The sequence below is a fragment of the Allobosea sp. OK403 genome (assembly GCF_900113835.1).
In the GTDB taxonomy this organism is placed as follows: domain Bacteria; phylum Pseudomonadota; class Alphaproteobacteria; order Rhizobiales; family Beijerinckiaceae; genus Allobosea.
The window spans coordinates 108231-133615 of sequence record NZ_FOQV01000002.1; the positions used below are offsets into that span (position 1 = coordinate 108231).

General features: G+C 65.6%; 23 protein-coding genes. 9 read left to right on the plus strand and 14 right to left on the minus strand.

Annotated features, from left to right (window positions below; genetic code table 11):
• Positions 1 to 6: 6 nt before the first annotated feature.
• Positions 7 to 762, plus strand: coding sequence for an SDR family oxidoreductase (locus BMZ97_RS06355; RefSeq protein WP_092166857.1), 756 nt, complete (start codon positions 7 to 9; stop codon positions 760 to 762).
• Positions 763 to 906: 144 nt separating this feature from the next.
• On the plus strand, positions 907 to 1854 hold the full coding sequence (locus tag BMZ97_RS06360) for a 50S ribosomal protein L11 methyltransferase (RefSeq protein WP_092166862.1): 948 nt from the start codon (positions 907 to 909) through the stop codon (positions 1852 to 1854).
• A gap of 165 nt (positions 1855 to 2019) precedes the next feature.
• On the opposite strand, the gene BMZ97_RS31715 is transcribed toward BMZ97_RS06360, so the two are convergent.
• Entirely contained in the window at positions 2020 to 2148 is a 129-nt protein-coding gene (locus BMZ97_RS31715) for a hypothetical protein (protein WP_280141727.1), read from the minus strand.
• Between the two features lie 64 nt (positions 2149 to 2212).
• Positions 2213 to 2443 carry a hypothetical protein gene (locus tag BMZ97_RS06365; protein ID WP_092166863.1) on the minus strand — a complete coding sequence of 77 codons (231 nt, stop codon included), beginning with the start codon at positions 2441 to 2443 and terminating at the stop codon, positions 2213 to 2215.
• 302 nt (positions 2444 to 2745) lie between these two features.
• Here BMZ97_RS06365 and BMZ97_RS06370 point away from each other — a divergent pair, with 302 nt between their 5' ends.
• Positions 2746 to 4578, plus strand: coding sequence for an aminopeptidase P family protein (locus BMZ97_RS06370; RefSeq protein ID WP_092168637.1), 1833 nt, complete (start codon positions 2746 to 2748; stop codon positions 4576 to 4578).
• Positions 4579 to 4812: 234 nt separating this feature from the next.
• Here BMZ97_RS06370 and BMZ97_RS06375 read toward each other — a convergent pair whose 3' ends face one another.
• The 4 genes from BMZ97_RS06375 to BMZ97_RS06390 are packed head-to-tail and all read right to left on the minus strand — an operon-like array spanning position 4813 to position 7989.
• The gene (locus BMZ97_RS06375; protein WP_092166864.1) at positions 4813 to 5112 is read right to left on the minus strand and encodes an AzlD family protein; all 300 of its coding nucleotides are present in this window, start codon (positions 5110 to 5112) and stop codon (positions 4813 to 4815) included.
• Positions 5112 to 5822 carry an AzlC family ABC transporter permease gene (locus tag BMZ97_RS06380; RefSeq protein WP_092166868.1) on the minus strand — a complete coding sequence of 237 codons (711 nt, stop codon included), beginning with the start codon at positions 5820 to 5822 and terminating at the stop codon, positions 5112 to 5114. The genes BMZ97_RS06375 and BMZ97_RS06380 overlap by 1 nt, the downstream gene beginning before the upstream one ends.
• 27 nt (positions 5823 to 5849) lie before the next feature.
• Entirely contained in the window at positions 5850 to 6713 is an 864-nt protein-coding gene (locus tag BMZ97_RS06385; RefSeq protein WP_092166869.1) for an AraC family transcriptional regulator, read from the minus strand.
• A gap of 58 nt (positions 6714 to 6771) precedes the next feature.
• Entirely contained in the window at positions 6772 to 7989 is a 1218-nt protein-coding gene (locus BMZ97_RS06390; RefSeq protein WP_092166870.1) for an MFS transporter, read from the minus strand.
• A 68-nt stretch (positions 7990 to 8057) separates the two neighbouring features.
• Between BMZ97_RS06390 and BMZ97_RS06395 the strand changes: the two genes are divergently transcribed.
• Together BMZ97_RS06395 and BMZ97_RS06400 are read left to right on the plus strand one after the other, a co-directional pair.
• Positions 8058 to 9050 carry an AraC family transcriptional regulator gene (locus BMZ97_RS06395; protein WP_092166872.1) on the plus strand — a complete coding sequence of 331 codons (993 nt, stop codon included), beginning with the start codon at positions 8058 to 8060 and terminating at the stop codon, positions 9048 to 9050.
• A 205-nt stretch (positions 9051 to 9255) separates the two neighbouring features.
• Complete coding sequence (locus tag BMZ97_RS06400; RefSeq protein WP_092166874.1) at positions 9256 to 9531, plus strand: hypothetical protein; 276 nt, start codon at positions 9256 to 9258, stop codon at positions 9529 to 9531.
• 8 nt (positions 9532 to 9539) lie between these two features.
• Here BMZ97_RS06400 and BMZ97_RS06405 read toward each other — a convergent pair whose 3' ends face one another.
• On the minus strand, positions 9540 to 9749 hold the full coding sequence (locus tag BMZ97_RS06405) for a BRCT domain-containing protein (RefSeq protein ID WP_280141733.1): 210 nt from the start codon (positions 9747 to 9749) through the stop codon (positions 9540 to 9542).
• A 24-nt stretch (positions 9750 to 9773) separates the two neighbouring features.
• Here BMZ97_RS06405 and BMZ97_RS06410 point away from each other — a divergent pair, with 24 nt between their 5' ends.
• Complete coding sequence (locus BMZ97_RS06410; protein WP_092166877.1) at positions 9774 to 10379, plus strand: BRCT domain-containing protein; 606 nt, start codon at positions 9774 to 9776, stop codon at positions 10377 to 10379.
• 110 nt (positions 10380 to 10489) lie between these two features.
• Here the strand turns inward: BMZ97_RS06410 and ligA are convergent, their stop codons facing one another.
• Positions 10490 to 12925, minus strand: a complete 2436-nt coding sequence (ligA, locus tag BMZ97_RS06415; protein ID WP_092166878.1) for an NAD-dependent DNA ligase LigA — start codon at positions 12923 to 12925, stop codon at positions 10490 to 10492.
• Positions 12926 to 13144: 219 nt separating this feature from the next.
• On the opposite strand from ligA, the gene BMZ97_RS06420 reads away from it, so the two are divergent.
• Positions 13145 to 13954: a DUF2189 domain-containing protein gene (locus BMZ97_RS06420; protein WP_244546278.1), complete on the plus strand. Its 810-nt coding sequence runs from the start codon at positions 13145 to 13147 to the stop codon at positions 13952 to 13954.
• Between the two features lie 71 nt (positions 13955 to 14025).
• On the opposite strand, the gene BMZ97_RS06425 is transcribed toward BMZ97_RS06420, so the two are convergent.
• Together BMZ97_RS06425 and BMZ97_RS06430 are read right to left on the minus strand one after the other, a co-directional pair.
• A complete protein-coding gene (locus BMZ97_RS06425; RefSeq protein WP_244546279.1) occupies positions 14026 to 15228 on the minus strand; it encodes an alpha/beta hydrolase in 1203 nt (400 codons plus the stop codon).
• Positions 15225 to 15869, minus strand: coding sequence for a TetR family transcriptional regulator (locus BMZ97_RS06430; protein WP_175525450.1), 645 nt, complete (start codon positions 15867 to 15869; stop codon positions 15225 to 15227). The genes BMZ97_RS06425 and BMZ97_RS06430 overlap by 4 nt, the downstream gene beginning before the upstream one ends.
• A gap of 305 nt (positions 15870 to 16174) precedes the next feature.
• Between BMZ97_RS06430 and BMZ97_RS06435 the strand changes: the two genes are divergently transcribed.
• Positions 16175 to 16474, plus strand: a complete 300-nt coding sequence (locus tag BMZ97_RS06435) for a hypothetical protein (protein ID WP_092166881.1) — start codon at positions 16175 to 16177, stop codon at positions 16472 to 16474.
• 437 nt (positions 16475 to 16911) lie between these two features.
• On the opposite strand, the gene BMZ97_RS06445 is transcribed toward BMZ97_RS06435, so the two are convergent.
• Positions 16912 to 18975, minus strand: a complete 2064-nt coding sequence (locus BMZ97_RS06445; RefSeq protein WP_092166883.1) for a DEAD/DEAH box helicase — start codon at positions 18973 to 18975, stop codon at positions 16912 to 16914.
• Between the two features lie 258 nt (positions 18976 to 19233).
• Here BMZ97_RS06445 and BMZ97_RS06450 point away from each other — a divergent pair, with 258 nt between their 5' ends.
• Complete coding sequence (locus BMZ97_RS06450; RefSeq protein ID WP_092166885.1) at positions 19234 to 20856, plus strand: ABC-F family ATP-binding cassette domain-containing protein; 1623 nt, start codon at positions 19234 to 19236, stop codon at positions 20854 to 20856.
• Between the two features lie 324 nt (positions 20857 to 21180).
• On the opposite strand, the gene recN is transcribed toward BMZ97_RS06450, so the two are convergent.
• The 3 genes from recN to lpxC form a co-directional block, all read right to left on the minus strand.
• On the minus strand, positions 21181 to 22866 hold the full coding sequence (recN, locus tag BMZ97_RS06455; protein WP_092166886.1) for a DNA repair protein RecN: 1686 nt from the start codon (positions 22864 to 22866) through the stop codon (positions 21181 to 21183).
• Between the two features lie 159 nt (positions 22867 to 23025).
• Complete coding sequence (locus BMZ97_RS06460; RefSeq protein WP_092168649.1) at positions 23026 to 23892, minus strand: outer membrane protein assembly factor BamD; 867 nt, start codon at positions 23890 to 23892, stop codon at positions 23026 to 23028.
• Positions 23893 to 24175: 283 nt separating this feature from the next.
• The gene (gene lpxC / locus BMZ97_RS06465) at positions 24176 to 25126 is read right to left on the minus strand and encodes a UDP-3-O-acyl-N-acetylglucosamine deacetylase (RefSeq protein ID WP_092166888.1); all 951 of its coding nucleotides are present in this window, start codon (positions 25124 to 25126) and stop codon (positions 24176 to 24178) included.
• Between the last annotated feature and the right edge of the window lie 259 nt (positions 25127 to 25385).

The window sequence follows — 25385 nt, forward strand, 5'->3', positions numbered from 1 at the left end:
TTGGCGATGAACATCACAGGCAACACCATCCTCATCACCGGCGGCGGCTCGGGCATCGGCCGGGCGCTCGCCGAGGCGCTGCATGCCAGGGGCAACCAGGTCGTCATCTCCGGCCGCCGCGAGCAATTGCTCGACGAGGTCACCGCGGCCAATCCGGGGATGGCATCGATCGTGCTCGACATCCAGGACAAGGCGGACATAGCGGCGTTTGCTCGTGACGCGGTCGTGCGCTTCCCCGCGCTGAACGTCGTCATCAACAATGCCGGCATCATGAAGGACGAAGACGTTACCGCGACGGAAGACCACCTCGCCATCGCCGAGGAGACCATCGTCACCAACCTGCTCGGGCCGATCCGGCTGACCGCGGCCCTGCTGCCGCATCTGCTGAGGCAGCCGCAATCGACCGTGATGACCGTGAGCTCGGGACTGGCATTCGTGCCCATGGTGGTGACACCGACCTACAGCGCCACCAAGGCGGCGATACATTCCTATTCGATGGCGCTGCGGGCGCAGCTTGCGGGCAGCTCGACCCAAGTCATCGAGCTTGCCCCGCCTTACGTCCAGACCGAGCTGCGCGGGCCCGAACAGACGGTCGATCCGATGGCGATGCCGCTGGCCGATTTCATCGCCGAGGTCATGACGATCCTGGAAACGCAAGCCGACGCCCACGAAGTTATCGTCGAGCGCTGCAAGCCGCTGCGCTTCGCCGCCGAGAACGGCAATCTCGCCGGCGTATTCGCCATGCTGAACGGCCTGCATTGAGACGCCGCCACTCCGTCATTGCGAGCGCAGCGAAGCAATCCAGAAGGTTTCGCTCGACGGCCTCTGGATTGCTTCGTCGCCAAGGCTCCTCGCAATGACGGCAGTGGCGATGACAATCCCTGCTTGGACTGCTAAGGCCGGCCCATGCGTGAAGGTCTCCTGCCATCGACGGTCGCGACCGTCCTCGAACTTTCCACCAGCGGCGAGAAGGCGCGCGCGCTGACGGAACTTCTGGGCGAGGTCTTCGACCCGACCGAAACCGCGATCTCCGCCTTCGAGATCGAGAGCGGCGTCACCACGCTCTCGCTGAACGCGCCCTGGAAGGTCGAGATCTATTTCGCCACCCACCCCGACGAAGAGGCCGTGCGCGACATGCTGCGGCCGATCGTCGGCGACGTCATCGACAGCACGCCCTTCGCGACCGTGAACCAGCAGGACTGGGTCGCAGCCAGTCTCGACGGCCTCAAGCCCGTGCGTGCGGGCCGTGTCCTCGTCCATGGCGAGCATGATCGCGACGCGGTGCGCATCAACGATGTCGGCATCGAGATTCCAGCCGCGCTCGCCTTCGGCACCGGCCATCACGGCACCACGGCGGGCTGCCTCCTGGCGCTCGACGCCGAATTAAAGCAGCGCCGGCCGCGCAACGCCATCGATGTCGGCACCGGCACCGGGATCCTGGCGCTGGCGCTGGCCAAGCAGATCAAGCGCAAGGTCGTTGCCGGCGATATCGACCTCGTCGCGGTCGAGGTCGCCGCGCATAATGCCCGCGTCAACCACGCCCCGCACGGGCTCGACCTCTATGTCGCACCGGGCCTGCGCCATGCCAAGGCAAACCGGCCAGGCCATTTCGACCTGGTCTTTGCCAATATCCTGGCCGGCCCGCTGAAGCGCCTGGCGCCTTCGATCGCCCGGGCCCTCTCGGGCAATGGCACGGTGATCCTGTCGGGCCTGCTGGCGATGGATGTCGCCGGCGTCGTCTCGACCTACCGGCATCAGGGCCTCTATCTCGCCCACCAGTCGCTGCGCGAGGGCTGGGCGACGCTAGTCATGAAAAAAGGCGGCGCAGCCCCCAGGCCACGCCGCCTTCGATAGGCGAGAAGAATGCTGAAGCGCGAGGGAAGGTGCGATCCTTCGCTAGGCCGAGTCGCATGGCGCGGTGCGCGAGAACCGGAGCGGAGCGGACTTTTGTCCGTGAGCACCGGAAGCGCAGCGCGCCACGTCAGACGGCCGGCATAGCAGAAGGAGCGCCCTTCCCGTTCAGAAGCCCATATGGCCGTACTTGGCCTCGGCCTCAGCCTGCATCGAGCGGGCATCGTGCCAGACGGCGGCGGTGAACTTGGCCGTGTCGATGGCCCACTCATAGACGTGCTTGACGATGGCGATCATGATCATTGTCCAATGTTGCGCAGCGCGGCGCGAAGCCGGCGCGCGAGATCAGGGATGGCTGGGATCAGCGGTTAAAAGGCAGCTTGGTGTCGTTGCTGAGAGCGGTTTGCGGAAAACCGCCCAGAACGATCTCGGCCTCGTTGATCAGGTAGGAACGCGCACGCAGCTCACGAGCGGCGGAACGACGGCGGCTCTCGACCAGCGCCGCGAAGAGCCGCTGCCAGAAGCTCGGGCTGCTCGGAGCGGCAGCCTCGGAAGCGGGCAGAACGGCGGTGTTGTTCAACACATAGGTCACAGGTCCATCTCCTCATTCAAACGAAGGACAGTCCCGGTCGCTTCCTCGTTCTCTTATACGACTAAAGTGGGCCTTCTTCGCAGTTGCGAAAAGGGGATTTCGCAGATGCGAGATATGCACAGAATGCATGCACTTGGGCTTGTTTCGTTAACGATCGTGATTTTCGCATAACAAAGAGGCAGCAAGCTCAATCGCGAGGCCGCCATGGCCTGCGGAGAAAGCACAGGCGAACGCCGCTTTTGCGCTGGCTTTCGCAGGCCCGAGCCGCGACCATGGCCAAAACCACCGCTTCCGGACCCGCCATGACCGAATCGCCCGCCGCCTGCCGCTTCCAGTCCTTCTCGGAACCGAGCGATCCCTTCCAGGTCGCCCCCAGGGTTGCCGCTCTGCGCAGCGCGCTCGCGGCGCAAGGCCTGGACGGCTTCATCATCCCGCGCGCCGACGAGCATCAGGGCGAGTACGTCCCGGCGCATATGGCGCGCCTCGCCTGGCTGACGGGCTTCACCGGCTCGGCCGGCAACGCCATCGTGCTGGCCGATAAGGCAGCGCTGATCGTTGATGGGCGCTACACAATCCAGTCGGCAGAGCAGACCGACACCGCCATCGTCACACCGACGAAGCTGGAGGACACGCCGCTGGAGCGCTGGATCGAGGCAAACCTGCCGGCAGGCGGCAAGCTCGGCTACGATCCCTGGCTCCACACCGTCGACGGCGTCATCAAGCTGGAGAAGGGCGCCGCGGCAGCCGGCGGCACGCTGGTCGCGCTCAAGGCGAACCCGATCGACGCGCTCTGGAGCGACCGCCCTGCCCCGCCCGCTGCCCCGGTCAAGGCCCATCGCGCCGATTTCGCCGGGGAGAGCACGGCGAGCAAGCTCGCCCGCATCCAGGAGGCGCTCACCAAGGCCAGGGTCGATGCGCTCGTGGTCTCGGACCCGCATGCGCTGGCCTGGACCTTCAACATCCGCGGCGGCGATGTCGAGCACACCCCGCTGCCGCTGGGCTACGCCATCGTACCACGCGAGGGCCGGCCGACCGTCTTCCTGGCGCCCGAAAAGGTGACGAACGAGGCCGGCGACGCCATCGGCGCAGTCGGCGAGATCGCTCCTCCCGCGGCGTTGGAAACACAGCTCAACGCGCTGGGCGCGGCCAAGGCCAAGGTCCGGCTCGACTCGGCGACCGCAGCCTCCGCGCTCGCGACGCTGATCGCCAAGGCCGGCGGCATACCGGATGCTGGCGCGGACCCGATCGCGCTGATGAAGGCGCGCAAGAACGAGGCGGAGCTGAAAGGCGCGCGCGACGCCCATCTGCGCGACGGCGCGGCGATCGTGCGCTATCTCGCATGGCTGGCGCGCGAAGCGCCCAAGGGTGGATTGACCGAGATCGACGCCGTCGCCGCGCTCGAAGCCGAGCGCATGAAGACCGGGCTGCTCAAGGACGTTTCCTTCACCACCATCGCCGGCGCCGGCCCCAATGCCGCCTTGCCGCATTACCGCGTGAGCGAGGCCAGCAACCGCAAGATCGAGCCCGGCATCCTTCTGGTCGATTCCGGCGGGCAATATGAGGACGGCACCACCGACATCACCCGCACCATGGCCGTGGGCGAGCCCACCGACGAGATGCGCGACCGCTACACCCGCGTGCTCAAGGGGCATCTGGCGATTTCGCGCGTCGTCTTCGTCAAGGGCACCTCGGGCGCGCAGCTCGATGTACTGGCGCGGTTGCCGCTCTGGCAGGCGGGTTTGGATTTCGACCACGGCACAGGCCATGGCGTCGGCAGCTATCTCTCGGTGCATGAGGGGCCGCAGCGCCTCTCCAAGCTCGGCACCACGCCATTGGAGCCGGGCATGATCCTCTCCAACGAGCCCGGCTACTACAAGCAGGGCGAATACGGCATCCGCATCGAGAACCTGATCGTGGTCGAGGAGCGCGTCATTCCTGGCGGCGACCGCACCATCTACGGCTTCGAGACCATCACCTGGGCGCCCTATGAGCGCGCCCTGATCGATGTGAAGCTGCTCGATGCCGGCGAGATCGCCTGGATCGACGCCTATCACGCAAAAGTCTGGAGCAAGCTCGCCCCGCTGGTCGAGGGCGAGGCGAAGGCCTGGCTGGAAAAGGCGTGCCTGCCGCTGTGAGAGCCTTCCCTTCTCCCCTCGCGGGAGAAGGTGGCGCGCAGCGCCGGATGAGGGGGCGCCGTGCCCTCTCCCGCTAGTTTTCACATGGCCAAACGGTCACCGCCGAGCGCCCCCTCATCCGTCTCGGCTTCGCCGATCCACCTTCTCCCGCTCATCTCGGGCTTGCCCGAGATGGACAACCTAAGTGTCAAAGTCGGCAGCAGCCGACTTTGATGGGGAGAAGGAGAGAGCGCGCTATGTCAGCGCCCTGAGCCCCACCACCGCGATCACCCCGACCACCACCACGGCCAGGAAGGGCAGCCGCGTCGCGGCCAGCCCTGTCACAGCGGCGGCGGCCGTCTCGGGCCAGCCGGTCGCGAGCGCGCTCGGCGCGATCACGGCGATCAGGACCGCCGGTGGAATCGCGTCAAAAGCAGCCTGGGCGCGCGGCGACAGGTCGAACCGCCCGGCCAGCGCCAGCCCCGCCACCCGTGTCGCATAGGTCACCACAGCCATGCCGAGGATGGCGAGAAGGTTGAGGGTGTCGAACGCCATCATGCCGCCTCCTCGGTCGCGACCACCGCATCACCGCCGGCCGCGAGCCACGCCGCGGCAAGCCCGCAAAGCGCGCCGGCCAGCACATGCCAGGGCGGTCCGGCCAGGCGATAGGTCAGGGCCGAGGCGATGCCGGAGGCCGCCACGGTCCAGGCCGTCACGCGCCCCTTCCAGAAGGCGGCCGTCAGCGCGATGAAGATGGCGGTGAAGGCGAAATCCGCGCCGAAGCGTCGTGGATCGCCCAGCGCCGGGCCGACCACGGCACCGAGCGTCGTCATCATCAGCCAGCAGCCAACGAACGGAACGATCATGCCAAACCAGTAGCCCGGCGTCAGGCTATGCGTGCGCGCCCGCTTCTCGGCCAGGGCCCAGTTCTCATCGGCCATATAGGCCAGGCCGAGCCATTTCTGCCATGGCGCGAAGCTGTCGAGCTTGGGCACCAGCGAGGTGCCCATTAGCACATGGCGGGCATTGATCAGGAGAGTCGAAAAGATCAGCGCCGCGACCGGAGCCGGTGTCGCCCATAATTCAACGGCGGCGAACTGAGCCCCGCCGGCGAAGACGAGCGCGCTCATCAGGAAAACCTCGAAAGGCGACAGGCCCTTGCCTGCCGCAAGCGCGCCGAACAGCAGGGCGAAGGGGGCAGCCGCAAGCATGGCCGGCCAGATGTCGGAAAAGCCCGTGCGGGCGTCGTCGAGAGCTGATGACATGAGCTGCTGAGGATGGGGCGCTGAAGGTCAGGAGAGATGGGCGGAGCGCAGGACGCCGGGCGTCACGCCATAGCGCGCCTTGAAGGCTCGGGTCAGATGGGCCTGGTCGCAGAAGCCGGTCGCCGCGGCGACATCGCCCGGCGTCTCGCCGCGGCGCAGCCGGTCGCGGGCGCGCCGGACGCGGACATCGATCAGCCAGGCATGAGGGGTCAGCCCGGTTTCGCGCCGGAAGGCACGGATCAGGTGATGGCGCGGCAATCCCGCAGCCCGGGCGAGCTCCGCGAGCGAGAGATCCTCGCCATGGCGCGCCTCGATCAGCGCCTTGACGGCCGCGACCGGACCCGTCTCCCGCCCGACATCGCGCACGGCGAGATTGGCGTGGTGGCCGAGGAAATGCGCATAGGCGCGCACCAGCCCCTCCTCACCGGCGAGCGCGTCGTCGCCCTCCTCCAACAATTGGTGCGCCGCGCTGAACAGCGCCGCCCCAACGGGATCATGCACCACGGGCTCGCGGAAGAACGGCGTGCCGATGCCGTCATGCCCCGTCAGCGAGGCGGCCAGCTCCTGCATCAACCCGATCGTCGGATAGCTCATCCGATAGCGGTAACCGCCCTCGCTCGGCGCGCCGTCATGAACGTCGAGCGGGTGGTTCATCACGATGTCGCCCGCCCCGGCATAGAGCTTGCGGCCGCGCGCATGCCAGACCTCGCAACCGGTCTCGATCGTCCCGATCGCGTAGGTGTCGTGCGCATGCGGCGCATAGGCATGGGTGCGGAAGGTCGCGGCGAGGAACTCAAGCGCGCCGAAGCGCGCAGCGGTGAAGAGGTGCGCCCTCTCCTCCGCCCGCAGCGGCGATGCCGACAAGGCCTGTCCCTGGCTGATCAGTTCCATGGAGCGAGTTTAGACCGGAACCGCGCCGCCCTGTCTTGAAGAAAAGTGATGAAGTCGATCAGGCCGGCTTCACCTCGCCGCGCCCGGCGAAGGCGACGAGCAGCGCCCCCGCCAGGGTTGCCAGGGCGCAGTAGCCGGTCGCGCCCGTGGCGCCGAAATGGTCGACCAGAACCCCGCCGAGAACGGCCCCGCTGGCGATCGCAACCTGGAAGGCCGCGACCAGCAAGCCACCCACGGCTTCCGCCTGGTCCGGCGCGACACGCACCATCCAGGTCTGGAGGCCGACCGGCAGCGCACCGAAGGCAAAGCCCCAGAGCGCGACGGCACCGGTCGCGACCCAGAGACTGCCGCCAAAGGCGACGAGCACCGCCGCCGTCACTGCGGCGAGCAAGGCGCCGAAGATCACGGCGGCGGGCGCGCTGCGCTCAACGATCGCGGCGCCTGCGAAATTGCCGAAGAAGCCGCCGATTCCATAAGCCAGGAGCACAAGCGAGATTGTCTCGACCGAAAGCCGCGGCACCTGCTCGAGGAAGGGGCGGACATAAGTGAAACCGGCGAAATGGCCCGAGATCACGATGAGCACCGTCGCCAGGACGAGCCGGACATTGCCGCGCCGCAGCAGTGCGAACAGCGTCCCGAGCTGCGCCGCCGCCAACGGCGGCAGGCGCGGCATGGTGGCGAGCTGCGCGATCAGGGCGAGGATCCCGACCACGGCCCCGATCGCGAAGACCGAGCGCCAGCCGAGCAGGTCACCGAGATAGGCGCCGACCGGCGCGGCGCTGACAGTCGCGAAGGAGACGCCGGTAAAGATGATCGACATGGCGCGCGGCAATGCGCGCTCCGGCACCAGCCGCATCGCGGTTGCCGCCATCATCGACCAGAAGCCGCCGAGCCCGATGCCGAGCAGCACCCGCGCCGCCAAGAGCGTGGCAAGGCCGTCGGAGAGTGCGGCGAGGATGTTGGACAGCACCAGCAGGACGGTGAAGCCCCAGATGACGAGGCGACGGTCGAGCCCGCGCGTCAGGATCGAGGTGAAGAGCGCGGCGAAGATGGCGACCACGGCGGTCGCGGTCACGGTCTGTCCGGCAGCGCCGTCCGAGACGCCGATATCGGCCGCCATCGGCGTCAGCAGGCTGGCGGGCAGGAATTCGGCCGTGACCAGGCCGAAAACGCCAAGGGTGAGCGAGAAGATCGCGGCCCAGGCCGGGCTTTGCTCATCGGCATCGGCCTGGGAATCGAATGGCAGGGTTGCGACGGCAGTGGCGGATTCGGACATGGCTGTCTCCAAAGGGTTGCCACAAGATGGGCGTGACCGCCTAGAGCTTCCATGCTAGTTTATCCGTAATGCTTGACTATTCGTCCAAAAATGCTGCGCCTGCGAACGACCCGTTGACCGAGATGCTGCGGGGTCTGCGGCTCGATGGCGTCGAATATGGCCGCTGCCAGATGGCGGCGCCCTGGGCCATTGCAGTGCCCGCCCAGAAGGCCGCGCGCTTCTATTTCATCGGCAAGCGCGGCTGCTGGCTGCTGACGCCCGCGAAGGAATGGATCGCATTGCACGAGGGCGACGCGCTGCTGTTCCCGCGCGGGGCCGAGCATGTGCTTGCCAGTGCGCCGGATGTCGAGGCCTTTCCGCTGGGAAGCTGCCAGGTCCAGAAGGTCTGCGGCAACATCTTCGATCTCAAGGGCGGCGGCGGCGGCGAGGCCACCCTGCTCTTCAGCGGCAGCATGACCTTCAATGTCGACAGCGCCCATCCCTTGCTGCGGATGATGCCCGAGCTGATGCGCATGTGCGATCTGGCGACGAGCGAATCGGGCATCCCCCATCTCCTGGAGGCGATGGCCCGCGAAGTGGCGATGGACCGGGTCGGCGCCGGCGGCATCCTGGCGCGGCTCGCCGATGTGCTGGCGGCCAGCATCATCCGCTCCTGGGTCGAGAGCGGCTGCGGCGACGCCACCGGTTGGATCGCTGCAGCGCGCTGCCCCGATGTCGGCAAGGTGCTCGCGGCGATCCACCTCGACCCGGAGCGCGACTGGACGGTCGCTTCGCTGGCCAGGCTGATGGGCGCCTCGCGCTCCGCCTTCGCTGAGCGCTTCGCCAGCGTCGTTGGCGAGACGCCGGCCCGCTATGTCGCCCAGATGCGCATGCATCAGGCCCGGCAATGGCTCGCCGGCGACAAGCTCAAGATCTCGGTCGTGGCCCGGCGTCTCGGCTATGAATCGGAAGCCTCCTTCAGCCGTGCCTTCAAGCGCGTCATCGGCACGGCGCCAAGCCATGTCCGGGCAGACGGCGCCAACGGACAGAATGGAGCGACGCGGCCAAGTGCGGGCAACTGACCGCCTGACACCATCCGCCCCGGCGCGTTCAGCTTGCAAGCTCGGAGCGGCAATCCGAGCTCAGCAAAAATAATCGGCGACATAATCTCGGGCATGGCAGCGATGCGTCGACCCGAGCGGAACAATGACGCGCCGCGCCGGTTCTGTTTGGGACCGCCGAGCGCCCGAAAGCCGGCGCTGCGGTCCATGCGAACGGATACTCATCATGACAATCAAACATATCGCCTTGGCCGGCGCAGCGGCGTTGGCGCTGCTGGCCCTTCCCCTCAGCGCAAGCGCGCAGGGCATTCCGCGCGGCGCAGCCGAAGGTGCGCGCGTCGGCAACCAGGCGGCCGGCCCGGTCGGCGGCGCTGCGGGCGCGGTCGTTGGCGGCGTTGCCGGCGGCGTGGCGGGCGGCGTCAAGGGCGTCGTCGGCATTCCGCAGAGGACCGGCGTTCCGCATCGCCATCGCCACCACCACAGGCGCCATCATCGCCACTGAAGGCGGTCTCAGCCTCCGACGAGGCTGAACCAGCCTGCTTCGTCAATGACCTGGACGCCGTGCTTTGCGGCGTCCTTGAGCTTCGATCCAGCGCCCGGCCCCGCGACCAAGAGATCGGTCTTTGAGGAGACCGAGCCCGCGACCTTGGCGCCGAGCCGCTCAGCCATCGCCTTGGCCGCAAGTCGTTGTTGACTTTCGAACGAGTGACGCCGCGCAATGCTCCCCTAGGTTGAGGAGCAAGCATGGACAATGAGCTATGGAATCGCTACGGGCGGGAGCGCATCAGCGATCGGCAGATCGACGAACTGATCGGGTTGGCGAAAGGCATCGCCGCGGACGGTCAAATTCAGCCGGCTGAAGTCGAATTCCTGCAAAGCTGGCTCGCCGCCAACCTCGCCGTCAGCGACCAACCACTGATTGGAACCCTCTATCAGAGGGTTAATGCCATCCTCGCCGACGGCATCGTCGACGAGGATGAAAAGGCAGAGCTGCTCGACACGCTTTTAAAATTCACCGGCCAGCCGAGCGAGCTCGGCGAGGCGCTGAAGGCGACCACGCTGCCTTTGTGCGCGCCGGCGCCGACAATCACATTTCCGGCTGCACTATTCTGCTTCACAGGGAATTTCGCTTTCGGCAAGCGCAGGGATTGCGAAGCTGCGGTGACTGAACGTGGCGGCGCCACTGGAAGCCTGACCCGGGAAACGCGCTACCTCGTAATCGGCACCTACGTGACAGATTCTTGGAAGCACTCCAACCACGGGCTCAAAATCCTGAAGGCAGTCGACATGAGGGCCCAGCGCGTGCCGATCTCGATCGTCTCCGAAGATCACTGGGCACAGAGCTTGTGAAACTCGCTCCGCCGATGATGATAAGCGAGGTGGCGGCGCGATTGTGGAGCGGCCGCCGCACTCTAGAAGACTGGTGCGCGAAGGATCTAGTTCAAAATCGCAAGCAAACTTCAGCGTATCAACTCAAGCCATTCAGCCTCAGACTTGATATCAATCCCGAGCTTTTTTGCATCGCTCAACTTCGAGCCAGCTCCCGGCCCTGCCACAAGAATGTCTGTCTTGGCAGAAACCGAGCTGGAAACTTTTGCACCAAGGCGCTCGGCTGTCGCCTTTGCTTCACCACGCGTCATCTGCTCAAGGGTTCCAGTGAAAACCACCGTCTTCCCTGCAATCGGAGATTCTTGAGCGACCGTCTCGGCTGGTTCGGTGCGCACCTGTTCAAGCAGCGCCGTGACGACCTCTCGGTTGTGAGGTTCACGAAAAAACTCGATGAGCGATTCTGTCGCCACCGCTCCGATTTCGCTATCACTCGCGAGATATAAATAGTCCGGCCCCGGTGCCGCTAACGCTGCCGCCGCCGCAGCAGCTTGCCAATTGGATGGGTCAGCGCCAAACGCTTGCCTCAGTGCTGTCTGTTGCGCCTTGTTGAGCTTTGGCATTGCGAGATGGGCAAGCAACGGCGTCTCGCTCTTTGCCTCGCGACGGCCCCAAACGAGAATATCTTCGCGGGCAACCGGGCCAATGCTCGGCAGATTGTCCAGCGCGACATAAGCCGCTCCCGGCTGCTGGAGGCCCGCGGCGTCAACACCCGCGATCAGGTCCGGCATATCCTTGAAACGCCGAGCCAAAGCAGCCGCGGTCGTTTCTCCGATATGTCGAATTCCTAGAGCGAAGATGAGGCGCGGCAACTTGACGATACGTCGTTGTTCTATGCCTGCGAAAAGAAGATCGACCGCTCGAGCCTCCTCTTCTTTTTTCTTTTCCTTCTTAGGTCGAACCTTTCCAGCCGCCGCGAAGCGGGCATCTATCTGCTCGTTGCGTCGCTTCTCCATCGCGCTGCGGACTGCATCGTAATTCAGTTTGAAAATGTCAGCAGGGGATTGAACCAGTTTGGCCTCAAACAAAATCTCAATGTTGGTATCCCCGACACCGTCGATATCCAAAGCGCTGCGCGAGACGAAGTGCTTCAAACGCTCCACAGCTTGCGCCGGGCAAATCAAACCGCCTGTGCAACGGCGGACGGAGTCAAATTCACCTGTTTGCGGATTATGCTCTCGCACCGCGTCCGAGTCACAAACCGGGCAGTGCTTGGGAAATTCGTAAGGCAGGGCGTCCGCTGGCCGCTTCGACAGATCGACCGACTGGACGCGCGGGATCACGTCGCCGGCGCGCTTCACTGTCACCGTGTCGCCGATGCGAATGTCGGGCGGCTCGCCATCGCGGATGCGCTCGCCCTTCGAATCGAAGCCGCGGATATAATCCTCGTTGTGCAGCGTCGCATTGGAGACGACGACGCCGCCGACCGTGACCGGCCTGAGCTTGGCGACGGGGCTGAGCGCGCCGGTGCGCCCGACCTGGATCTCGATCGCCTCCAGCACCGTGGTCGCCAGTTCTGCCGGAAATTTATGCGCGATCGCCCAGCGCGGCGCGCGCGCGACGAAGCCGAGCCGCGTCTGCAAGGCAAGCTCGTCGACCTTGTAGACGACGCCGTCGATATCGTAGCCGAGCGTGGCCCGCTGGCTCTCGATCAATCGGTAGCGCTCCAGCAAGTCCCCAACGCTCTCGCAGCGCTTCATCAGCGGGTTGGTGCGAAAACCCCAGCGCTTGAAGGCCTCGACCACGCCGAATTGCGTCTGCGCCGGCACGACCGGCATCTCACCCCAGGCATAGGCGAAGAAGCGCAAGGGTCGCGCCGCGGTGATCGAAACATCGAGCTGGCGCAGCGAGCCCGCTGCCGCATTGCGCGGATTGGCGAATTCGGGCAGCCCCTTCTCGCGTTGGCGTTCGTTGATGCCCGCGAAATCGGCATGGCCGAGATAGACCTCGCCACGCACCTCGGCGATCTCCGGCACATCGTCGCCAGACAGCACATGTGGGATTTCGGAGATCGTGCGGGCATTCAGCGTGACGTCCTCGCCCTCCTCGCCATCGCCACGCGTCGCGGCGGAGACCAGCGTGCCCTTCTCGTAGCGCAGCGAGAGCGAAAGCCCGTCGATCTTGGGCTCCGCCGTGAAGGCGATGCCACCCTCCTCCTTCAGGCCGAGGAAGCTGCGCACGCGCTGCACGAAATCACCGACATCCTCGTCGGTAAAGGCGTTGCCGAGCGAGAGCATCGGCACGCGGTGCCGGATCTTGGCGAATTTCCCCGAGGGCTTGGCGCCAACCTTGTCGCTGACGGAAGCGGCGTCCTTCAGGATCGGGAACGCCTCCTCCAGCGCGACGAGCCGGCGGCGCTTGGCGTCATAGCTCGCATCGTCGAGGATCGGCTGGTCGTCCTGGAAATAGGCGCTGTCGGCGGCCGCGATCTCGGCGGCGAGCAGCTTATGCTCCGCCCTGGCCTGGCGCTGCGTCAACTCCGCGACGGGAATGGCTTGGGACTCGCTCATGGCCCTTCATTAGGCGAGATGCCTGTGACGAGAAAGGGCAGGAGCCGGCACGACCTCGACTCTGCGTTCCGCTTTCGTGTTCGACATACATGCGACAAAACGCCTATTCGCGCGTATAATACCGGAGCTGGGAATTGGAAGCTCGACGCCTGCAGGCCGTTGACCCAAGGATGGCGTCGATTGCCGCAAGCGAACCGGGCCAGAACCGGGAGAAACGCCATGGCAAACCTCGACGGCATGCTGCCCGATGCCGGTACACGCCTCGCGGCGCAACACGCCGAACCGAAGATCAACATCATCACCACCCACGACCTTCGCGACGCGCTCCTGCGCGGCTGGGAGGATTTCAAGGCGCAGCCAAGCCACCTTGTCTTCATCGCGCTGATCTACCCGATCGCCGGCGTGATGATCGCGCAGCTCACCGTGACCTACAATATCTTCCCGCTGCTCTTCCCGCTGCTCGGCGGCTTCGCCTTGCTCGGCCCCTTCGCCGCGATCGGCCTCTACGAGATCAGCCGTAGGCGCGAGCTCGGCCTGGATTCCGGCTGGAGTCATGCCTTCGGCATCCTGAGATCGCCCTCGATCAGCCAGATCCTCCTGCTCGGCGCGATGCTGACCGGGCTCTTCATCACCTGGCTGTTTGCCGCCTGGTTCATCTATCGCGGCCTGCTCGGCCTACCGGCGGACGTCTCGACGCCGGACTTCCTGCGCGCGGTCTTCACCACCTTCGATGGCTGGGTGATGATCATCGTCGGCAATTCGCTCGGCCTGCTCTTTGCCATCCTCGCCTTCTCGATCTCGGTGGTGTCCTTCCCTCTGATCATCGACCAGGGCGTCGACGCGCCGACCGCGATCAAAACCTCGATCGCCGCCGTCGAGGCCAATCCGCGCGTGATGATGTATTGGGGGTTGATGATCACCGGGCTTCTGGTGCTCGGCTGCCTGCCCGTGCTGACCGGCCTGATCGTGGTCATGCCGGTGCTCGGCCACGCGACCTGGCATCTCTACCGCAAGATCGTCGAGGCTTGATCGGCAGGCCTTCCGTCCCGGCCACACGCTGACTGCGGCGCTTGCCGGAGCGCGAGCGCCGCCTGAGCACCTCAGTAGTTCAGCGTTTTTGCACCTGGCCTGGCGGCCGCTTCGAACTGCTGTAGGAATTCGCGGCTACCTACCTGTCTCATCACCGCGACGGGAGCGGCAACCGCAGCTCCGGCAACGCGCGCGCCTCCCAGCGCCGCCATCCCCACTTGGTCGGCTAGGCTGGCCTCGCCGCCCGCCAGCGATTGGCCGGACAGGCGCTGACCCAGCACCCGCACCATCTCGGGGCTGTCGGCGAAGGTGTTGTGCGCAAGCGGATCGCCAGCCTTCACGTCCGAGGTGTCGATGATCGAGATGCCGAGCGTGGCGAGCTCGGCCGCATAGGGCCGCATATCCGCTGCGCCGACGCGGTCGACATCGCCTGAAAGCCAACGCGACAAGGCCAACGCGCGATCGTTGCGGGAGGAGAAGATCGTGAAATGCGGCCGCTTCGCGCCCATTTCGATGATCTGACGGCGAAACACATCGACATCGATGTCCGGCGAGGCGAGCACCACGTTCCGGATCTTGGCGGAGATCGCCTTGTCGCGCAGCGCGATGCCGCGCAGCGCTTCGGTGGCGAGCCAGCTTCCCATCGAATGCGCCAGGATCGTCACCTCGCCGACATCGGGGCTCTTTGCGGCCTCCCGCAGCAGCTCCTCCAGCGCATTGCGGGAAAAATTCGTGCTCTCCTTGTCGTAGACATAGTCGAATACGCTGGCGCGCGAGGGCCAGGTGAACAGGACCGGAGAGGCGTCGATGCCCGCATCATGGGAAATCTGGGCGAAGCGATAGACGGCGTCGGAATAGGTATTGTTGAAGCCGTGTACGAAGACGAGCACCCGGCGCTTCGGGCCGCGATTGCGCCGGTACCAATCCATGGCTGCATTGGTCGACAGGACCGGTTTGACCCCGAGCGTGACGAAATCGGTCTGCGGATTGCCCGGCGACCGGCCGGGCCACTGGATTTCCCCGACCTTGCGATTGCTGTCGGGCGGGATGGAGACCACGATATTCGTCAATGAGATCGCCGTCGCCCGTTCCCCGGTGAAGAGCTCCCCCGGGTCGCTCGCCGGTTTGCGCGTGGTGGCGACGAGCATGTCGACCCGGCTCGCGCCTGGCACGGAGACGGCGACCGGCTCGAGGATTTTCGACGGCTGCGTCGCGCAGGCTCCCAGCAGCAGGCAGAGCGCGAACGCCAGGTGGTTGGGGGAGCCCATCATCATCGTGCTGCCCGCTCCGCGACCGGCATGCCCCGTCGCGGCGTCGTCAAGGATGTCAGGAAACTGCGAATGATCGCCCCCCCTTCCGGCATGAGCGAGAGCTCGACCTCCTCGATCAGCCACTCCGTGATCAGGCCATCCAGCATGGCATAGAGCGCGAGCGCGGCGGAGCGCGCCGTCCAGGGCTGCGCCAGGGCGCCGCTGCTCTGCGCGGCCTCGCAGATGCCCATCAAGGACGCGCGGATCTGCTGGCGGAAATGGCGCATATTACCGACATCGTCGGGCGCACCGTTGACGTCGACCACCTTGAGCAGCGCGAGGAGGCGCCGCTTCGCGGCGTCGCCTTGAAGCTCGGTGAATGTCGTCGCGACCAGATCGCCGAACGCCTCGAGCGGCGCGAGCACCGAATCCTCCGTCAGGCTCCGGGCGAGTTGCTGCATCGGCTGGATGATCTCGTCCCGCATCGCGAAGAGCAGTCCGAGCTTGTTGTGGAAATGGAAATGGACGGCTCCGCGCGAGACGCCGGCGGCGACAGCAATCTCGTCCAGCGAACACGCCTCAAAACCGCGCCGCAGGAACAGCGCTTCGGCCGCCCGCAGGATCGTCTGCCGCGTCTCCGCAGCCTGCTCTTTGGTTCTTCGCACGGAATGCGCCTCTCGCTCCGCGCAAGTTCTATATACAAACGGACCGTATGTATATAAGCACCCCACACCACCATTGCGAGCGCAGCGAACAATCCAGAACGCGTAAAGCGAGCCCTTCTGGATTGCCTCATGCCCAAGCCCTCGCAATAACGGTTCAAGCCGCGCGGAAATTGATTGGGCCAAGCGCACCCTCGCCCGCCCGGGAAAATATTCGCGATTGCTTTGAACCTTCCCGGCGCCTCCCGCGACCAATGGGCATGGGGCTGCATGGTGCGGCTCCTTCCAAAACTCCAAGGGAGACGATCATGACCACTCGCACCACCGTCGCCGGCCTCGCCACCGCCTTCGTCCTGGGCGCAAGCGCCCTGATCGGCGGCTCGCTCGCCACCTCCTCCGCCGCCCAGGCAGCGCCCGGCTGGCATGGCGGCTACGGACATCACGGCCATTTCGGTCATTTCGGCGGAGGCCACGGCCGTTGGGGTCATCGCGGCTGGGGCCGCCCGATCTATGCCGGCGGCTATTATGGCGGCTGCTACACCGTGCTGCGGACCCGCTTCGTCCCCGGCCTCGGCTATGTCGAGCGCCCCGTGACGCGCTGCCGCTGATCACGATCATGCCGCGCCATACAGGGAGCCGGAGCGATCCGGCTCCCTCGACGTTTGAGACTGGAGCGCGCAGCTCATGCTCGCAAGCGCGCCGCGATCCAGGAACCTTTGCCAGCGAACCCGGTTCACTTCGCGTCACGCAAATCGTGACGCACAATTCACGCGGGCCGCCGTAGCCCGCCCGAAACCGGGGCTACCATGAACAACATCATCTATATCGTCGGCCTGATCGTGATCGTCCTGGCGATCCTGTCCTTCCTCGGCCTGCGCTGAGAGCCTAGAGCAGGATGCGAAAAAGTGGGAACCGGTTTTTCGCGTTGATCCGGCTCTAACTCCTTGATGAGAGACGGATTCAGATTTCAGATGGGATCACTCTGTGAGCCCATCTGAAATCATCCGGCTCTCGGTAAAACAGGAGAGACCAGGCCGGGCAGCGATCAGCCGCGGTCGTCGCGGCCAGGCTTCTTGCCCTTGAAGGGCTTGCCCGCAGGCTTGCCGCCGAAGCCGGGCTTGTTCCCGGCATAGGGCTTCGCGCCGCCCGGCTTGCCGGCATAGGGCTTCGGACCCGACCTGAACGAGACATTGGGGTCTGACAGCGCATCCCGGTCGCTGCGAACCGGATCATAGGGCTTGGCCGCGCCGAACGGCTTGCCCTTGCCCTCATAGGCCTTCTTCTTGCCCTCATAGGGCTTCTTCTCGAACGGCTTGTTCTCGTAAGGCTTCTTCTCATAGGCCCTGGCGGGAGCGCGCTCCTGGTCACGCTCGGGGCGCGCATAGGCGGCCGGCGCATGGCTCGCCTTCTCCGCGAAAGGCTTCGCGGGGCGCCGTTCCTCCTCGCCGGTGACGGGCTGGATCACGATCTTGTCGCGATCGACAGCCTTTGCCAGCTCGTAGAAGCGCTCGGCGACATCGGCGTCGATCTCGACCTTGGTCTCCTTGTCGAAGATCCGGATCGCACCGACCTCGTCGCGTGTGATCTTGCCGCGGCGGCACAGCATCGGCAGCAATTGGCGTGGATCGGCGCCGTCCTTGCGACCGATATTCAGAACGAACCAGACCGTATTGCCACGCGGGCCGGCCTTGCGCGGCCCCTCCCCGCGCGGACTGTCCTCGCGGCCTTCGCCGAACCGGCCACCCTCGCGTGGCGCATACTCCTCGCGCGAACGGATCGGCCGCGAATCGCGTTGAAAGTTCGGATCCCCGACCTCTTCGGCGCCCGGCAGGCGCGAACGGTAGACCCGCACCAGCGCGGCCGCGATCTCCTGCGGCGAACGTCCCGCCAACAGCGCCTCGACCATGGCGGCGTCGTCCTCGTCGGCCTCTCCGGTCAACAGCGGATCGCTCAACAGCCGCTGCTGGTCGAGCGCACGGATTTCCTCGGCCGTCGGCGGCCCGGCCCAAACCGCCTCGACCTTGGCCTCGGCGATCAGCATCTCGGCCTTGCGGCGGCGCGACACCGGCACCAGCAGGACGCTCGTGCCCTTGTTGCCGGCACGACCGGTGCGACCCGAGCGATGCTGCATGACCTCGGGATCGTTGGGCAGTTCCGCATGAATGACCAACGTCAGGCCGGGCAGATCGATGCCGCGTGCCGCGACGTCGGTCGCGACGCAGACCCGCGCCCGGCCGTCACGCAGCGCCTGCAGCGCCGAATTGCGCTCGCTCTGGCTGAGTTCGCCCGAGAGCGCTACGGCCGAGAAGCCGCGCTCCAACAGGATCGCCTCGAGATGCCGCACGGCGTTGCGGGTGTTGCAGAACACCAGCGAGCACGGCGAATCATGGAAGCGCAGCAGATTGACGACAGCGAGCTCGGCCTCCTTCGGATAAACCCGGATGGCGCGATATTCGATATCGGCATGGCCACGTGAGCCGCCAGTGACCTCGATGCGCAACGCATTGCGCTGGTAGTTGGTCGCGAGCTGGATGATCGCCTTGGGCAGCGTTGCGGAGAACAGCAGGCTCTGGCGCTCGGCGGGCGTCGTCTTCAGGATGAATTCGAGATCGTCGCGGAAGCCGAGATCGAGCATCTCGTCGGCCTCGTCGAGCACGACGGCCTTGAGCGCGGAAACGTCGAGGCGGTGCCGCTCGATATGGTCGCGCAGACGTCCGGGCGTGCCCACGACGATATGGGCGCCTTCATCGAGCAGCGCGGCCTCGCGGCGCGGGTCCATGCCGCCGACGCAGGCGATGACACGGGCATTGGCGTATTTGTAGAGCCAGGCGAGCTCGCGCTGGACCTGCAGCGCCAGTTCGCGCGTCGGCGCGATGATCAGCGCCAGCGGCTTGCCGGCGCGGCCGAAGGCTTCCGCCTCGCCGAGCAGGGTCGTGGCGATGGCAAGGCCATAGGCCACCGTCTTGCCGGAGCCGGTCTGCGACGAGACGAGCAGGTCGCGCCCGGCGGCGGCATCCTCGAGCACGGCGTTCTGCACCGGCGTCGGATCGGAATAGTTGCGTTCGGCGAGCGCACGCGCAAGCGGCGGGCTCGTAGGAAGAAAGGACATGAGGTGTCGTGCCTAGGGTTACGGCGCAGATCAGGAAACGGCGCAGGAATTCGGGCGATGAGCGGCGCGGCGCGCAAATGCAGCCAGTCCGCAGCCATCGATTGAAATGGGCTCATAAAGCAGATTGCGGCAAAAGGGAATGGAGGGGGCGGATGACGCGGCTAGCACCGCCACCTGATTTGCCCGCCAGCTCTTCCGCAGACGGCCCCCATGGCGTAAGGGCGCGGGAAATCCCCTTTCCCCAGGTTCCGTGAACGCATGATCCGCCTCGAAAACATCAGCAAGCAGAACGGTCAGCAGATCGTCTTCATCGAGGCCTCGGCGGCGCTCCAGAAGGGGGAGAAGGTCGGCCTGGTCGGCCCCAATGGCGCGGGCAAGACCACATTGTTCCGGATGATCACCGGGCAGGAGCAGCCCGATGAAGGGCAGGTCGGCGTCGATCGCGGCGTGACCATCGGCTATTTCAGCCAGGATGTCGGCGACATGAAGGGCGTCAGTGCCGTCTCCGCCGTCATGGACGGGGCGGGCCCGGTGAGCAGCGTCGCCGCCGAATTGCGCGAGCTGGAAGCCGCCATGGGCGATCCCGACCGCGCTGAGGAGATGGATGAGATCATCATGCGCTATGGCGAGGTCCAGGGCCGCTTCGAGGAGCTCGACGGCTATGCGCTCGACGGCCGGGCGCGCGAGGTACTGGCAGGGCTGGGCTTCAGCCAGGAGATGATGGACGGCGATGTCGGCGCGCTCTCGGGCGGCTGGAAGATGCGCGTCGCCCTCGCCCGCATCCTGCTGATGCGGCCCGACGCGATGCTGCTCGACGAGCCGAGCAACCATCTCGACCTGGAGAGCCTGATCTGGCTGGAGGAGTTCCTGAAAGGCTATGACGGCGCGCTGCTGATGACCTCGCATGATCGCGAATTTATGAACCGGATCGTCAACAAGGTGGTCGAGATCGATGGCGGTTCGCTGACCGCCTATTCCGGCAATTACGAGTTCTACCAGGAGCAGCGCGCGCTTGCCGAGAAGCAGCAGCAGGCCCAGTTCGAGCGCCAGCAGGCGATGCTGGCCAAGGAGATCAACTTCATCGAGCGCTTCAAGGCACGCGCCTCGCACGCGGCCCAGGTCCAGAGCCGGGTGAAGAAGCTCGAGAAGATCGACCGGGTCGAGCCGCCCAAGCGCCGCCAGACGGTGTCCTTCGAGTTCCAGCCGGCGCCGCGCTCCGGCGAGGACGTCGTCACGCTCAAGAACGTGCACAAAGCCTATGGCAGCCGCAGCATCTATGAGGGGCTCGACTTCCAAGTGCGCCGCAAGGAGCGCTGGTGCGTGATGGGCGTCAACGGCGCCGGCAAATCGACGCTGTTGAAGCTGGTGACGGGTGCCACAGTACCGGACAATGGCACGGTCGCGCTCGGCGGCAGCATCAAGCTGGGCTATTTCGCCCAGCACGCCATGGAGGTTCTGGACGGCGACCGGACCGTGTTCGAATCGCTGGAGGACAGCTTTCCCCAGGCTGGGCAGGGCTCGCTCAGGGCGCTCGCCGGCTGCTTCGGCTTCTCTGGCGACGATGTCGAGAAGCGCTGCCGGGTGCTCTCGGGCGGCGAGAAGGCGCGCCTCGTCATGGCGAAGATGCTCTATGATCCGCCGAATTTCCTCGTGTTGGACGAGCCGACCAACCATCTCGACATCGCCACCAAGGAGATGCTGATCACGGCACTCGCGCAGTATGAGGGCACCATGCTGTTCGTCAGCCACGACCGCCACTTCCTGGCGGCCCTGTCGAACCGTTTGCTGGAGCTGACGCCCGAGGGCGTGCACGCCTATGGCGGCGGCTACACGGAATATGTCGCGCGCACGGGCCAGGAAGCGCCGGGCCTGCGCAGCTAGAGCATTTTCGAGCGAAGTGGACACCGGTTCGCGTGAAGAAAATACGATAAAACAAGTAGTTAGAGTATTTTCGCGATTCGGAGAAACGCGGAAATGCTCTAGAATCTGCTGTTTTGTAGTGGAACCGCACCGTCATTCCGGGGCTTGGCGAAGCCAAGAGCCCGGAACCCAGAACCGATGGAGCTGGGAATCACGCGCCGTCATCAGCAGCGCCTGTGCCGTCACCACCTGCGATTCTGGGTTCCGGGCTCGATCCTTCGGATCGCCCCGGAATGACGGCGCGTTTCAGAATTAAGGCAGCAAGCTCCGGGTACGACGCTGTTATCAGGCTCGCGCGACCGCGGCGTTCAGCAAGCGCCCAGCCGCCGCCCTCGCCTCTTCGGTGATGCTCGCTCCCGCCAGCATGCGGGCGATCTCCTCGCGCCGCGCCTGATCGGCCAGTGCCGAGACGCGGGTGACGGTGCGCGAGGCGCTGTCGCCGTCGAGCGCCGATTTGGCGATCAGGAAATGCTGCCCGGCCTTGGCCGCGACCTGCGGCGCATGGGTCACCGAGATGACCTGGACCTTTTGCGCGAGCCGCGCCAGGCGCTCGCCGATCGCATCCGCGACCGCGCCGCCGACACCGGTGTCGATTTCGTCGAAGACCAGAGTGGGGGCCGAGCCGCGCTCGGCCAGCACGACCTTCAGCGCCAGCATGAAGCGCGACAGCTCGCCGCCGGAAGCGACCTTCATCATCGGGCCCGGCCGCGTGCCGGGATTGGTCTCGACCCAGAACTCGACGCGGTCGAAGCCCTCGGGCCCGCGCGCCGTCTCGTCTGAGTCGATCTGGGTGATGAAGCGCGCCCGCTCCAGCTTCAATGGCGGCAACTCCGCCTTGACCGCGCCGTCGAGTCTGGCAGCAGCCTGCTTGCGCTCCGCCGACAAGGCCTTCGCCAGTTTGACGAAGGCGGCCTCTGCCTCGCGCAATTCCGCCTCAAGCCGGCCGAGCGAAGTCTCGCTCTCGTCGAGCGCCGCGAGATCGGCGGCCATGCTCTCGGCGAGCACGACCAAGCCGTCGACCGGCACGTCGTATTTGCGCGCAGCAGCGCGCAAGGCGAACAGGCGCTCCTCGACGCGCTCCTGCTCGCGCGGATCGTATTCGGCCGCGCGCATCGCAGCGGCGAGCGTCTCGGACGCCTCCTCCAGCGCGACGAGAGCAGTGTTGAGCGCGGCGAGCGACGGATCGATCAGGCCCGGCGCCTGCGCGGCACGGCGCTCCAGCCGGCGCAGCACGGCGGCGAGCGCCGGCACCGGGGAGCCCTGCCCGCCCACGGCCTCATGCGCGTCGATCAGGTCGCGCGCGACCTTCTCCGCCTGCATCATGCCTTGCCGGGTTGCCGCGAGGCTGTCTTCCTCGCCGGGCTGGGGCGCGAGCTTGCCGAGTTCCTGAACCGCATGGCGCAGGAAATCGGCCTCCTTGCGCGCGGCCTCGACGCGGATGCGCTGCGCCTGCAAGGCCTGGCGTGCGCGCTTCAGCGTCTCGCTGGCTTCAGCCACGGCCGCAGACTGGCTTTCCAGCCCGCCGAAACCGTCGAGGATGAGGCGGTGCTGCGCCGGGTCGGTCAGGGCGCGATCGTCATGCTGGCCGTGGATCTCGACGATGGCCGCGCCGATCATCCGCAGGATCTGGACGCTGACCGGCTGGTCGTTGACGAAGGCGCGCGTGCGCCCGTCCGCATATTGCACCCGTCGCAGGATCAGGTCGCCATCGGTGTCGATTTCCTGCGCCTGCGCCAGGAGCCGCGCCGGATGCTGCATCGGCAAGTCGAAAACCGCTCCGACCTGTCCCTGCGCCTCGCCATGGCGCACGAGCCCGCCATCGCCGCGCCCGCCCAAAGCGAGCGCGAAGGCATCCAGTACGATCGACTTGCCGGCACCGGTCTCGCCGGTCAGCACGCTCAAGCCCTCGCCGAAGCTCAGATCGAGCCGGTCGATCAGGACGATGTCGCGTATCGAGAGCTGCGCCAGCATGGCGCTTAGCGCAGGCTCAGAAAGCGGGGCATGCGCGGAAAACCCTCATGCATTCGATCTAGGGCAAGGTCCGATCCGATTGGACCGGAGACTGTCCCATCTTTTCGTTTCGACGCGTTCTCTTCACGCGAACCGGTGCCCACTTCGCTCGAAAACGCTCTAGAACGGGTTCAGGCTGACGACCGCCTTGCTGAAGCCCTGGAAAGCGCGGCTGATATAGGAGCCGCGATCCTCGCGTGGAGCCAGCCCGCCGCTCTCGAGCAGCACATAGGCGTCCTTGTACCAGGGGCTGTCGGGGAAGTTATGCCCGAGCACGGCCGCAGCCGTCTGCGCCTCATTGGTGATGCCCAGCGCCATATAGGCCTCGGTCAGACGCATCAGCGCCTCCTCGACATGGCGCGTGGTCTGGTACTTGGTGATGACGTCGCGGAACCGGTTCACAGCGCCGGTATAGTTGCGCTTCTCCAGATAGAAGCGCCCGACATTCATCTCCTTGCCCGCGAGCTGGTCACGCGCGACGAGGACCTTCTCCTTGGCGTCGGTGACATATTCGGACTTCGGATATTTCTGCATGAGCTCGTCGAAGGCGGCGATCGCCTTCTCCGTCCGCTCCTGGTCGCGCGTCGCATCCGGAATCTGGTTATAATAGGACATCGCCATCAGATACTGCGCATAGGCAGCGTCGGGGCTCGCCGGGTTCTGCGCGATGAAGCGCTTCGAGGCGGTGATCGCATCGTCCCACTTGCTCGCCTGGTAGTTCGTATAGGCGGACAGGATCAGGCCCTTCTTGGCGAAGGGAGAGAACGGCGCGTTCTTGTCGATCTCGCCGAATTTCTTGGTCGCGCCCTCGCTGTCGCCGTTCTGCATCCGCGCCAGGCCCTCATTATAGAGCCTGTCGGCGGGAACCTCGGCGACGACCTCGGGCTTGTAGACCTCGGGCTTGTCGAAGGGATTCATGTTCGACAGCGTATCGCAGCCGCCCAGCATCAGGGCGACACCAAGAGCAAGGCCCGTGCTGCTGCGCATCGATCCGGCGCGATGGATTGTCGGAATGGTCAGCCGCTTGACGCTCACGTCGTCTGTCCTCTTTCGATCGTCCCCACTCGATGGGGAAGCATGCCTTACCTCAGACACCGCCCGCGCGCCACCGTCGAAAACGAGGCGCATGATCCGGAACAACCGGACGAGTGGCAATTGCGGCGCGGAACTTGCCGCCCCGCGATAACATCCGGTGCGAGCCGATTCCAGCAGCATACATTCGACAGAAAGCAGGCGAATGGAAGGCGCTAACGCGTCTTCGCGGCACGCGTCAGTGCAAATCCGGCGCGAAGGCGGCCGGCGCGGCCGCCGCCATCTGGACCGCACGCGGAGCGGCGTAAACCGGCTCGGCCTCGACGATCGCGTAATTGGCGCGGTCGGCGAACAGCGCCTCCAGAATGCGGACATTCATGCGATGGCCGCCGCAATAGGAGCGGAACTCACCCTGGATCGGATAGCCGGCAAGCGCGAGATCGCCGATCGCGTCCAGCACCTTGTGGCGCACGAACTCGTCAGCATAGCGCAGGCCCTCGGGATTGATGACCTTATCGTCACCGATCGCGACCGTGTTGTCGAGCGAGGCGCCGAGCGCAAAGCCCGCTTTCCAGAGCTGCTCGACATCGCGCATGAAACCGAAGGTCCGCGCGCGGGAGATCTCGCGGGCGTACGCCACCGGCTCCAGGTCGAAGACCTTGCGCTGGCGGCCGATCACGGTGGTGTCGAAATCGATCTCGACATCGAGGCGGAAGCCGTCTTGATCCGACGGAAGCAATTCGGCGAAGGCGCGGCCATGCTCGATGCGCACCGGCTGCAGGATCTTCAGATAGCGCCGGGCGGCCTGCAGCGTCGTGACGCCGGCCGATTCGATCGCGTTGACGAATTCGGTGGCGCTGCCGTCCATGATCGGCATCTCGGGGCCGTCGATCTCGACGAGTACATTGTCGAGGCCAAGGCCGGCGCAAGCCGACATCAGGTGTTCGATGGTCGCGACCGAAGCCGAAGCCCTGTCACCGATCACGGTGCAAAGCTCGGTGGCGCTGACCTTGGTGTGCTTGGCATGGATCAATTGCGCCGGCTCGGCATCAAGCCCCTTGCGCAGGAAGACAACGCCCGAATTGGCGCTGGAAGGCTTGAGGCAAATGGTGGCGGGTGCTCCGGAGTGCACGCCGATCCCGGTCAAGGTCACGGGGGCGCGCAGTGTCGTCTGCCGATCGAAGCTCATCTGGTATCCAATCCTGATCGCCGGGAACGTGGCGGAGCCTGACATGGCTCCCGAACCGACCGTCGCTGCGATGCCTCGGACATCAAACCCCTGGCCGAAGCCCTGCGCCGATGTCCCCGTTAGTGCAGATGCAACATAAGCGCTTCGGACAGGGTGACAAAATCACGCTTTCTTTCGCTCTGTTACAGCTCTCACAAAGCCAGGAAAGACTGATCATCCCGTTGATAAATATGGTTTTCCAGACATGAACAAAGCCCGG